Here is an 11,307-nt window from a genome sequence, read left to right as displayed (position 1 = left end):
TGGCGGCCTGTCTGGCCGCCAGCCCGCTGGCCCCCGCCATCCGCATGGGCGTGGCTGGCATCAGTGAGGGCGGATCAGGTGAGCAGTGGCTCAGCTACGGCGCGCTCAATGTCAGGGTCGGCGAGATTGCCGCCCGATTGCAGGGGCTGGCTGTGGGGGAGCGGGTTGGCCTCTATCTCTCCCGCGGCCCCGATCTGGTGGCCAGCCTGCTGGCCTGCCTGCGCCTCGGTCTCACCTTCGTGCCCCTTGAACCGGATTTTCCGGTGGAACGACTGCAGGGGATCGCCCGCCAGGCGCGCCTGTCGGCGGTGATCTGCGACGGCGACAGACCGGCTCCCGCCTTCGGTTGTCCGCTGCGTACCCTCGACGGGCCGGCAGCGGCAGGGCCCGTCTCCTGGCCCCAGGTGAATGATGCCCTGGCTGCCTACATGATGTTCACCTCGGGCTCCACCGGCGAGCCCAAGGGGGTGGTCATCAGCCGGCGGGCCCTGCTCTGCTTCCTCGATGGGATCCGCGAGCGGCTTGGATTATCACCGAGCTGCCACTGGCTCTTCATCACCACCCCGGCCTTCGACATCTCCCTGCTGGAGATGCTGGGGCCGCTCTGGAGCGGTGGCCGGCTGACGGTGGCCGGGGGCGAGCACAACAAGGATCCCCTGGGGATGCAGGCCCTGCTCGAGGCAGACCCCTCCATCAACTGGCTGCAGGCCACCCCGGCCTGCTGGCGCATGCTGCTCAAGGCTGGCTGGCAGGGGCGCAATACCCTCACCGCCCTGTGCGGCGGCGAAGCGCTGGACCCAGGTCTGGCCGAGCAGCTCTGTGCCCGCACCCGGCGACTGTGGAACTGCTACGGGCCGACCGAGGCCACCGTCTGGTCCCTGGTGAGCGAGGTGCGCTGGCCACCGACTGATGGCCAGATCACCATCAGCCACAGCCTGCCCGGCTATCGGCACTGGGTGCTGGACGAGGCGGGGCAGCCGGTGGCAGAGGGGGAGTGTGGCGAGCTCTGCATCGAGAGCCCGGCCCTGTGCGAGGGGTACTGGCGCAAGCCTGCCTTGACCAGCGCCGCCTTCCTGCGCCTTGCCACCCATCGCCTCTATCGCACTGGCGATCGGGTGCGCCTCCTTGGGGCGGACCGCTTCCTCTATCTGGGACGGCGCGACGATCAGGTCAAGCTGCGGGGCTTTCGCATCGAGCTCGGCGAGGTGGAGGCGGGACTGCGCCGCCAGGCCGGGGTGCAGGAGGCGGCTGTGCGCCTGGTGGGCGAGGGGAACGAGGCCATGCTGGTGGGCTACGTGGAGGCGAAAAGCGGGGTGACCCTTAATCGCCTCGCCCTGCGCAAGGGGCTGCAGGCGACGCTGCCGCACTACATGGTGCCGGCGCGGCTCATCCTGCTGGATGCCCTGCCCAAGACCGGCAGCGGCAAGCTCGACAGAAAGGCGCTGCCCTTGCCCGAGTAGGCGGCCTTGCCGGACGGTAAGAGCGATGGATAAAAAAGAAGCCCGCATCATGCGGGCTTCTTGTTGGCTGTAAACCGAGGGGGCTTAGTGAGCGATGGGGGCGGCATCCGCCTTGGTGAGCAGGCGCTCGACGTCGTCGATCACCTTGAGGGCCGCCTGGGGGCCGCCGGTGGAGGTCCAAAGTGACCCGTCCACGGCGCCGAAGCGCTTGCCCTTGATGGCGCCGAGCTGCTGGAAGGCCGGGGTCTGCTCGGCCTGCTTCATGGCATCCACCGCATCCCCGCTGGTGCTGAGGGTGCCGATCACCAGCCAGTCACCGTCCAGCAGGTTGAGGGATTCGAGGCTCAGGGCCGGGGAGTGGGGGCTCTTGTCGCCAATCTGGTGGGAGGGGCGGGTGAGCCCCATCTCGGTGACCACGCTGCTGGCAAAGGTGCCGCCGTGCATGTAGCTCGGCCCCTTGGGGTTCCAGCGCACTATGCTCATCTGTTCCCCCTGATGCTGGGCGAGCTTGCTGCGGGCCTCTGCCAGGCGGGCCTCATACCGGGTGAGGAACGCCTTGGCCTCGGCCCCCCGGTTCATCGCGTCGGCACTGCGACCGAACACGGTTTTCCAGGGCTCGCCCCAGTTGCCGGTGACGACGGTGGGGGCGATCTCCTTGAGCAGGGCCAGGAGCTCGGGCTTGGTCTGGCCGGTGAGGATGAGGTCCGGCTCCAGATCGATGAGGGTCTCCAGATTGGGGTTGTCCAGATCCCCGACCACGGCGATCTCCTTGCCCGCCTTGTCCAGCAGATAGCGGGGCAGGGTGGACTGGCCGCGTCCATTGACGGTGCCCACCGGCTGCACCCCCAGAGTCAGGGCGCTGTCGAGATCGAGTTCGCTCAACACGACGACCCGCCGGGGCGAATCGGGGACGCTCTGGGGCTGGCCGTTGGCATCGATGACCTGGCGGCTGCCCGCCTGGGCCTGGAAGCCCGTCAGGCTGGCCAGCATGAGCAAGGTGGCCAGCGGGGAGAAGATCTTCATGGTGACATCCTTATGGGTGAAATCGGTGGGCCGGAGTCTGTGGAAAGTGCCTGAGAGCCGCCCGGCCAGCCCCGAATGGGCGGGGACATGCTACCACAAAGCAAGTGAGAAGCGTTGTCATTTGTATTTGTGGCATGACATCGGCTTGCTTTGGTACCATCGCAGGCCCCTGTCAGGAGCCTTGCATGTTGCCTCGTTGTCCCTCACTCGATGGATCCTTTGTCCGTCAATCCGATACCTTGTGCCTGCCGGGCCTGGAGACGCTGCCTCTTCATCGGGTCTGTTTTGAGCCCGCCGCCTTCTCGCCGGAGTGCTTTGGGGCCCAGGGCATCATCCTGCCTGCTTCATTGCAGGGGGCTGCCCCCAAGCGCCTCGGGGAGTTTCTGGCAGGGCGTCTCGCAGCCCGTGAGGCCCTGCGTCCCTTCGGTCTTGCAGGATGCAGCGTGGCCATCGGAGCGGCCCGGGAGCCACTCTGGCCTGAAGGGGTGGAGGGGAGCATCAGCCACAGCCGGCTGGCGGGAGAGGGGGTGGCCCTGTGTGCGGTGCGTCCGGGCCAGGAGGGAATCGGGCTGGATCTGGAGGCCTGGCTCGATGGCGACCAAGGGGCGCAGCTCTGGCCCGGCATCATGGATGGGGAGGAGTGGGGACGGCTGGAGGCGGGGGTTCACGACGCCCAGCTGAGCCTGGCAGAGGGCGTGACCCTGGTGTTTTCCGCCAAGGAGAGCCTCTTCAAGGGGCTCTATCCCCGGGTGGGGCGCTACTTTGACTTTCTCGATGCCCGCTGGCTCGCCATGACGGCGCAGACTCTCACCCTGGAGCTCAAATGCCCGCTGACGCCGGCCCTGCCAGCTGGCTGGCGCTGCACCCTGCACTGGCAAGCCCTGCCGGGGGGCGTGCTCACCGTCTTGCTGCTGTGAGCACGATGCCAGCGCCCGGATAACGCCAACGCAAAGCCCAGAGAAAGAAACCGCCATCAGGCGGTTTCTTTCTCTGGCACAGGGTATGGCTCAGGCCGACACGCCATGGTCGGCGCGCAGGCGAGGCACTTCGTCAGCCCGTCGGCGGGGCACGATGACAGGGGCCCCGTCGCCGGGGGCGTGCAGTATGTCCACATCGGTCTGGTAGAGGCGATCGATGAGGGGCTTGGTCACCACCTCCCGGGCCGGGCCCATGGCCTGGATGGCGCCATCCCCCAGGGCAATCAGCTCGTCGCAGTAGCGGGCGGCGGTGGCGAGATCGTGGATGACGATAAGCACCGTCTTGCCCTCGGCGGCGACCCGATGGATGGCCTCCATCACCTCGGTCTGGTGGCCGATGTCCAGCGCGCTGGTGGGCTCGTCCAGCAAGATGATGTCCGCATCCTGGGCCAGCACCATGGCGAGCCACACCCGCTGGGCCTGACCGCCGGACAGCGAACTGGCGCTCTGGTGCCAGATGGCATCGAGCTGCATCCGCTCCCGGGCCCAGTCCACCATGCGAGCATCTTCCTCGCTCCACTGATTGAACCAGCCCTGATGGGGATGGCGGCCATATTGCACCAGCTGCTCCACCAGGATACCGGGGGGGACCAGGGGACGTTGGGGCAGATAGGCGAGTTCCCGAGCCAGGGCTTTGGCGCCATAGGCACCGAGTGGCTTCTCCTTGAGCAGGATCTCCCCGGACCGGGGCTGCTCCTGTCCCGCAAGGAGCTTGAGCAGCGTGGATTTGCCGCCGCCGTTGGGGCCGACGATCCCCACCAGCTTGCCCCGGGGGAGGGAGAAGGAGATCTCCTTGAAGATGGTCTTTTGCGGGTAGCCGAACTGGAGTCGGTTTACGGTGAGCGTCATCGGGCGGCCCTCGGTCTGTATTGAAAATGGATGAATGCCATGGTCAGTCGGCCCTCTGGCGATCTTTGAGCAGGATGAAGAGCAGCAGCAGGCCGCCGAGAATGCGGGTCATGATGCCGGTGGCCACCTCGTGGGGGCTGGCCAGCACCCGCACCAGGGTGTCGCTTGCGAGCAGCATCAGGGCGCCGCACAGGGCGGCAATCCAGAGCGGCACGATGCGATCCCGGCTGAGCCAGGAGGCAAGGATGGGGGCCGCCATGGCAATGAAGACCACGGGGCCGCCGATGGCGGTGCCAAGGGCTGCGACGATGATGGCCTGGGCCAGCACCCCGAGCTGGACCCGGTTCACGTTGACCCCGAGGGTGCTGGCCGTCACCGGTCCCAGGCGCAGCACGCCGAGGGAGCGGGAGAGACAGACGGTCCAGGGACAGATGAGCAGGAGCAGCAGGCTTACCGGCAGCAGGGTGCCATAGCCCTGACCGACGAAGTTGCCCATGTTCCACAGATAGAGGCTGGTGAGGTGCACCAGGGACTGGGTGGACATGACGAACTGGCCGAGGGCGTTCATCAGCTCCGAGACCCCGATGCCGATCACCACGAACAGGTAGCCCTGCTCCCCCGGCTTGTTGCACAGGGCATAGAGCACGACGGCGGCAAGCAGGGCGCCGAAGGGGGCGGCCCACCAGGGCCAGGTGCCCAGGGTCAGATAGAGAGAGAAGATGATGATGGCAAGGGATGCCCCCTCGTTGACCCCGATCATGTCCGGGGTGGCGAGGCGGTTTCGCACCAGGGTCTGCACCAGGCAGCCCGAGAGTCCCATGGCGGCGCCGGCCACCAGCACCGCCAACAGGCGCGGCAGGCGGATCTTGAAGACGGTCACCTGATCAAGTCGGCTTCCCTCCCCGAGCAGGGTCTGGATCACCCCCATCATGGTGATCTTGCCGGAACCCAGGGTGAGGGCCAGCAGGGAGAGCAGGGTGAGGGCGACCAGGAGCCCCAGGGTGATGAGCCAGGCGCGGCGGTGCAGCAACAGGGTGTGGCTGCCAAGGCGAAGGCAGAGGGTGCCGCTCGGGAGTGAGAGAGAGTTTTTCATGGGCGTTGCACCTTATTTGACGGCCAGCAGGGAGCGGAAGCCGCCGCTGCGCACCACCAGGATGAGCACGGGCGCCCCGATGAGCGCCAGAATGACGCCGTTGGGCAGCTCGTAGGGCTGGATAAGCCAGCGGGCCAGCACATCGGCACCGAGCAGAAAGAGCACCCCGAACAGGGCGGAGAAGCGCACCTGGATGGCGAGGCGAACCGGCTCCACCAGGCGGGCGCAGTAGGCGGCGAGGAAGCCGACAAAGCCGATGGGACCAGCAATGGCGATGGCGCAGGCGGTGAAGAGCGTTGCGGCCAGGAGCACGCCGATCCGCACCCGGGTGGGGCGGATGCCGAGGGCCCTGGATTGGTGATCCCCCATCTGCATCAGGGTGAGAGGGCGACAGAGCGCCAGGGTCAGCAGCAGGGCGGCCAGGGCGAAGGGGACCACGGTGAGTACCGCTTCCAGACTGGAGGCGGCAAGGGACCCTAAGTTCCAGAAGCGGAACTGCTCCAGCACCACCCGGTTGGAGAGCAGCAGGAAGTTGGAAAGACCGCCGAAGGTGGCGGAGAGGGCGACCCCTACCAGGATGAGCTTGAGGGGGTTGGAGCGCCCCACCATGAGGCCGAGGCCCAGCACGATGAGGTTGCCGAGCAGGGCCCCCATGCCGGACCAGAGCAGATACCCGTAGGCGGATTCGACGCCAAACCAGGTGAGGCCGATCACCAGAGCAAAGACGGCGCCGGCATTGACCCCGAGCAGGCCGGGTTCGGCCAGAGGGTTGCGGGTGGCACTTTGCAGCATGGAGGCCGCCAGGGAGAGTGACGCCCCCACCACCAGGGCTGCCAGGGTACGGGGCAGGCGCAGGGTATGGACTATCATGGCGAGCTTTTCATCGGCCACGAAGGCGGGATCGCCCATCAGGAAACCGGCGACCTCGCGGCCACCATAGACACCGGCCCCGGTGGCCAGTGACAGACAAATCAGCAGGAAGAGGAGCAGCACGCCGAGCCAGAACAGCCGAGCTTGGTATCTGAGCACTCAATGACTCCTTGAATTCGGGGAGGCAGAAACGCAAAAAGGGAGCCCCGCGACCGGGGCTCCCGCAGACAGGATGGATTACAGCTTGTAATCGACCCCTGCGTAGACGGTGCGACCTTCCAGGATGAAGTCGGCGTCGGTCGCCACCTCGTCACGCTGGGTGTTGGTGAGGTTGGTGATGCCGAGCTTGAAGTCCAGGGCCGGCGTGACGGTCCACTTGGTGTTCACGTCCAGGGTCTGGTAGTGCTTGGAGGTGAATGCCTGGGCGTTGCGGGCCGGCACCTTGATCACCTGGCTGCCGACATACTGCCAGGCCAGGTTGGCGCTGACCACGTCGCTCGCCTTCCAGTCCAGGCCGATGTTGCCGGTGTGATCCGGGGTCTTGGCCAGATCGTCACCCGTGCTCTTGTCTTCGGAGTCCAGCAGGGTCAGGTTGCCGGTCAGCTGCACGTTGTCCAGCACGTCGAACCAGCCGGTCAGCTCCAGCCCCTTGATGCGGGCCTTCTTGACGTTGAGGTAGGTCATGACGGTCGGACGGTAGCCCGGGCCCCACTGATCGCTCTGGATCAGATCCTCGATCTCGTTGTGGAAGCCGGTCACCCCTGCGCCGAAGCGATCGGCGTTGTAGGCGGTGCCAAGCTCGTAGCTGACGGAGGTTTCCGGCTTCAGATCCGGGTTGCCTATCACCTTGCAGGCGCCGCGGCAGGCGGTGGTGGCGAACCCTTCGCTGGACTGGGCCAGGGTCGGGGCCTTGAACGCCTTGCCGGCGCCGCCCTTGATCACCCACTCGTCACTCAGGGAGTAGAGGGCGTAGGCACGGGGGCTGAACTCGTTGCCATAGGTCTCGTGGTGATCCAGACGGCCGGAGAGCGTCAGGGCCAGATCCCCAAAGCCGAACTCGTCTTGCAGGTAGAGAGCGCTCTGGCTCGCATCCACGCTGCCGTTCTGGATGCTGCGGCTGTGCTCCAGCTCGGTCTTGCGGAACTCTGCACCTGAGGTCAGCAGGTGATCCCCGAGGTAGCCGCTCAACTGGCCATCCACCGTGTTGTTGGTCTGGGTGATGTCGGCGGCGCCACCGTTGAGCTGGGAGTCATCCATCAGATCGGTCTGCTCGAAGTAGTAACGAGCGCGGCTGTCGAAGTGTTCCCAACGGCCGTTGTGGGTCAGCCCCAGGCTCAGGCGATCGAGTTTCTGCACGTTGTGGGGGGTGGCCGGTGCGGTCGGGGCACGGGGCACGTTGTTGAAGTAGCTGTCCATGTCGTTCTGGTTGTAACCCAGATCGAAGTCGATGTCCTGGTTGTCGGCCACCAGCCACTTCAGGCTGGAGAGCACGTTGACCACTTCCCGTTTCTCCAGGGCGTCGGCATCCGGGTTGTTGGACTGCTCGCTCTTCCAGCGATCCCGCTGATAGCCTTCCACCACCACGCTGCCCAGCAGCTTGTTGTCGATCAGGGCGCCGGAGACGAAGGCGCTACCCTGGTTGGCATCCCCGCCATCCCCCTTGGTGGGCATGGTGTGGGTGTAGCCGACGGCCGCTTCGGTGTTCTCCTTGGCCTGGCGCAGGATCACGTTGACCACGCCGCCGAGGGCATCGGCCCCGTACAGGGAGGAGACGGGACCGCGGATCACCTCGATGCGCTCGATGGCGGCCATGGGGATGGAGCTTAAGTCGAAGTCGTTGCCAAAGGAGCTGCCCAGGGTCTCGCGGGCGTTGACCCGCTTGCCGTTGACCAGCAGCAGGGTGTAGTCACCGCCCATGCCGCGGATCTTGATCTCGTTGCGACCCGTGGGGTTGGTGCCGATGATGTTGACACCGGGAACGTGCTTGAGGGCATCGCCGATGTTGTTGACGTTCATCTTGTCCAGATCGGCGCGGGTGACCACGGAGACGCTGGCCGGGGCGGTCAGCTCGGTGTGCTTGGTCTGGGTGGCGGTGACCACCACCGTCTCGTTGGCCTTGACGGACTCGGCCTGGGCCAGGCCCGGTACGGCCAGCAGACCAAGGGAGAGCAGAATGGGGTTCAGTTTAAAGAGGCCGTGCTGCAACTGCATTGTCAAAAACTCCATGGATATAACTGAGGTTATGGGGTCCGGATTCTTCTGATCCGGTGCTCACTGACTTCCTTGTCTGGCGGTGCCAGAGGCAGGATTATTGTTATCTCTTGTGCGCTTCAGGCCCCGGATGAGGAACCAGACACCGGCGCAGGCCACCAGGGTGCACGCAATGTTGATCCAGGCCAGGGTGGGGAAACCGTGCAGGGCGCCCCCCTCGTCGGAGACCAGATATCTGGCGGAGAGCAGGCTGCCGAGGCCCGCCGCCACATTGGTGACCGAGCCCTGGAAAGACATGAAGGCGGCGCGCTGATGGGGGGCCGGAATGGCCGCAGTGACCGCGAGGGTGGTGCTGGCACGGGCGGAGCTCAGGGCCATGAAAAGGGTGAACAGCAGATAGAGAGGCAGGCCTGCCGGCAAGGCAAAGCCCACCAGGGTGATCAGGGCCAGGGCCAGGCTGGTGAGCAGGATGGCGCCCTGGGCGCGGCCCTGATCGATCCAGCCGCCGCACAGGCGCATGGTGGCCATGCTGGCAAGGCCGCCGCACAGATAGAGGCTGGCGATCTGCTCGCGCGGGAAACCCAGGTTGAACTGGAAGTAGTTGGCAAAGTGCGGAATGAGCAGGAAGTGGCCGAACATCTGCAGGCAGAGGATGAAAAGGGCTCCCTGGCAGAGCGGTGACCCCAGCAACTGGCGCATCCCCTGGCCTGCCGGGGCCCGGTTGACCGGCAGGGACGGCAGCCAGATGGCACACAGCAGGGCCAGCAGCAGGCCGCCAGCACCGAACAAGAGGAAGGGGCTCTGCCAGCCAGACCACTGGGCCAGCACGAGGGCCGCGGGCACGATCAGAATGGCGGCCAGGGAAAACGCCATGCCCACGTAGGCGAGACGGCGGCCCCGCTCGGCGGGCGGTACCAGATCCAGCACCGCCGCCATCAGGATGGCCCCCAGGGGGCCGGCCACGCAGCCGGACAGGATAAAGATCAGCAGCAGGGTCTGGCTATCCTCGGCCAGGGCGCAAGCCATCAAGAGCAGGAAGCGCAGGACCAGCAGTACCAGCAGGGCGGGTTTGCGGTTGACCCGATCGAGCCAGGGGGCGGCCAGGAGGCCCAGCAGGGCGGCGCCCAGGGTGGCGCCGCCGCTGAAGTAACCTGTCTGCTCCGGGAGCATCCCCAGGCGGGTTACCAGTTCCGGGCCAAGGGGCATCACCATCATCATGCAGCCCATGGAGAGCATGTTGATGAGCAGCGCCAGGTGGATGGCGGCAGGGGTGGATGCGACGGATTCTGGCTTCATCAGAGGCTGACTCGAAAAAATGAGTCCGAATTGTATCCGAGGGTTTTTGTTGTGACAACAAATGATAACCATTTTTATTTGTATTGATTGGTATCTTAACGAGTCTTTATCTGGTGCCTCTGTGTGGGGATGCATACCAGGCCCGTTGCAATCGAGGCGCCATGGACCATGATGGCAGGAAGCGAGAGGGTGGCGGTGAACGCCGGGAGGAGAAGATGCGCGCTGGATCAGGGTATTGGGGGCTGGGGTGCTGCCTGTTGCTGGCATTGCCCCTGAGGGCCGAAGTGAAGGTCATACCGGTATTCGAGGCGGATGCCGCGGTGCAGACGCTCAAGGAGATCTACCCGGATCTCGGGGTGAGCGCCATGGGCAACCAGCTGGTACTGAGCGGAACCCCCGCCCAGTTGCAGGAGGCCGAGCGTACCCTGGCGCAAGTGAACCAGCCGCCCCAAAGCCTGCTCATCGAGTGGCGGGTGGATGGCGCCTCCAGCAGTCAGCAGGCCGGAGTGGGGCTGGGCCTGGATGCCAAACGGCAGTGGCTGCTGGAGGGGGATGCCCGGCACTATGAACGCAGCCAGAGTGACAACTGGCAGGTGCGTGGCCTCTCCGGGCGGCCCGTGTTGTTGCAGATGGGGTCCTATCAGCCGGTCACCTTTTACCAGTGGCAGGGGGGAAGGGTGGTGGGCATGATGCCGCTGATGAACGGTCTCTACGCCACCGCGACCCTGATAGGGGACAGGGTGCAGGTGGCCCTCAGCAGTGAACAGGCAAGAGTGGAGCGGGGCAACATACACACCGGCCAGAGTGCCACCGAGGTGAGCGGCGCCCCGGGCCAGTGGCTGACGGTGGGGGAGCTTTCCACAACCCAAGGCAGCCGGGAGGCCGCGATCGCCAATCCATCAGGCATGGGCAGGGCCAGCGGCAGCGAGCGCCAGACTCTGCAGATCCGGGTCACGCGCCAGTGAACCAGCCTGTCAGTGGGGCTGATCCAGGGCGTAATCCCGCAACTGGCGGCTTCTCAGCAGATACCAGAGCGCCCAGAGGCTGGCGATCAGCACCAGGGCGGTGGACCAGTTGAACGACCACTGCTGCAGATTGAGGCTGTGCAGTTGCATCAGCAGGCCACTGACGGCAGAGCAGAGCAGCAGCAAGGGGCTGTGGCGTCTGAGCCAGGCTCTGGCACTGTGGGTCTGGCGATGGGTGCCGCCGCAGGCGAGCAGCGCCAGCATGGCGGGCACGTCCGTCAGCAGGCTGATATAGAGGGTGAGCTTGTCCGGGTAGAAGAGGGTCAGGATGGCGCTGCCACTCTCCCGGGTGACCCCCGCCATCAGAAACAGCCAGACCGAGCGGGTCAGCAAGAGGGCGATGGGCCAGAACCAGAGCGGGGGGCGCAACTGGCCGTGATCGTCGTAACGGTGTTCGGGGTAGAGGGTCATGGTGGCCCGGTATCCATTCATGCAGTGCGAGTGATGAAGGGGATATGGGGCACAGGGCAGGCCATTGCAAGGCCGGCAACGGCCGGGAATTA

At 65.8% G+C, this 11,307-nt stretch carries 10 protein-coding genes; 3 read left to right on the top strand and 7 right to left on the bottom strand.

Features of this window, described 5'->3' with window-relative positions:
• A partial coding sequence (gene amoH / locus AB5Y51_RS03405) for an amonabactin biosynthesis glycine adenylation protein AmoH (protein ID WP_368178059.1) occupies positions 1-1,460 on the top strand: 1,460 nt, incomplete at its 5' end.
• A gap of 84 nt (positions 1,461-1,544) precedes the next feature.
• Here the strand turns inward: amoH and AB5Y51_RS03400 are convergent.
• Positions 1,545-2,483 (bottom strand): iron-siderophore ABC transporter substrate-binding protein, encoded by a 939-nt coding sequence (locus AB5Y51_RS03400; RefSeq protein ID WP_182934998.1) that lies wholly within the window; start codon positions 2,481-2,483, stop codon positions 1,545-1,547.
• 185 nt (positions 2,484-2,668) lie between these two features.
• Here AB5Y51_RS03400 and AB5Y51_RS03395 point away from each other — a divergent pair, with 185 nt between their 5' ends.
• Positions 2,669-3,400, top strand: a complete 732-nt coding sequence (locus AB5Y51_RS03395) for a 4'-phosphopantetheinyl transferase (RefSeq protein WP_368178058.1) — start codon at positions 2,669-2,671, stop codon at positions 3,398-3,400.
• A 90-nt stretch (positions 3,401-3,490) separates the two neighbouring features.
• Here AB5Y51_RS03395 and AB5Y51_RS03390 read toward each other — a convergent pair whose 3' ends face one another.
• From AB5Y51_RS03390 to AB5Y51_RS03370, 5 genes are all read right to left on the bottom strand, one after another.
• Positions 3,491-4,309 (bottom strand): amonabactin ABC transporter ATP-binding protein, encoded by an 819-nt coding sequence (locus AB5Y51_RS03390; protein ID WP_010674442.1) that lies wholly within the window; start codon positions 4,307-4,309, stop codon positions 3,491-3,493.
• Between the two features lie 43 nt (positions 4,310-4,352).
• Positions 4,353-5,402 (bottom strand): amonabactin ABC transporter permease subunit 1, encoded by a 1,050-nt coding sequence (locus tag AB5Y51_RS03385; RefSeq protein ID WP_368178057.1) that lies wholly within the window; start codon positions 5,400-5,402, stop codon positions 4,353-4,355.
• Between the two features lie 12 nt (positions 5,403-5,414).
• Positions 5,415-6,431, bottom strand: a complete 1,017-nt coding sequence (locus AB5Y51_RS03380) for an amonabactin ABC transporter permease subunit 2 (RefSeq protein ID WP_010674444.1) — start codon at positions 6,429-6,431, stop codon at positions 5,415-5,417.
• A gap of 78 nt (positions 6,432-6,509) precedes the next feature.
• Positions 6,510-8,483, bottom strand: a complete 1,974-nt coding sequence (locus AB5Y51_RS03375; RefSeq protein ID WP_010674445.1) for a siderophore amonabactin TonB-dependent receptor — start codon at positions 8,481-8,483, stop codon at positions 6,510-6,512.
• Positions 8,484-8,543: 60 nt separating this feature from the next.
• The gene (locus AB5Y51_RS03370) at positions 8,544-9,779 is read right to left on the bottom strand and encodes an MFS transporter (protein ID WP_183148552.1); all 1,236 of its coding nucleotides are present in this window, start codon (positions 9,777-9,779) and stop codon (positions 8,544-8,546) included.
• Between the two features lie 215 nt (positions 9,780-9,994).
• On the opposite strand from AB5Y51_RS03370, the gene AB5Y51_RS03365 reads away from it, so the two are divergent.
• Positions 9,995-10,744 carry a hypothetical protein gene (locus tag AB5Y51_RS03365; RefSeq protein ID WP_041215335.1) on the top strand — a complete coding sequence of 250 codons (750 nt, stop codon included), beginning with the start codon at positions 9,995-9,997 and terminating at the stop codon, positions 10,742-10,744.
• Positions 10,745-10,753: 9 nt separating this feature from the next.
• Here the strand turns inward: AB5Y51_RS03365 and AB5Y51_RS03360 are convergent, their stop codons facing one another.
• Positions 10,754-11,215, bottom strand: coding sequence for a DUF2919 domain-containing protein (locus AB5Y51_RS03360; RefSeq protein ID WP_041215334.1), 462 nt, complete (start codon positions 11,213-11,215; stop codon positions 10,754-10,756).
• Between the last annotated feature and the right edge of the window lie 92 nt (positions 11,216-11,307).

It is taken from the genome of Aeromonas sp. R7-1, assembly GCF_040908115.1.
Classification (GTDB): Bacteria; Pseudomonadota; Gammaproteobacteria; order Enterobacterales; family Aeromonadaceae; genus Aeromonas; species Aeromonas caviae.
This window is presented reverse-complemented; position numbering and strand designations above follow the sequence as displayed.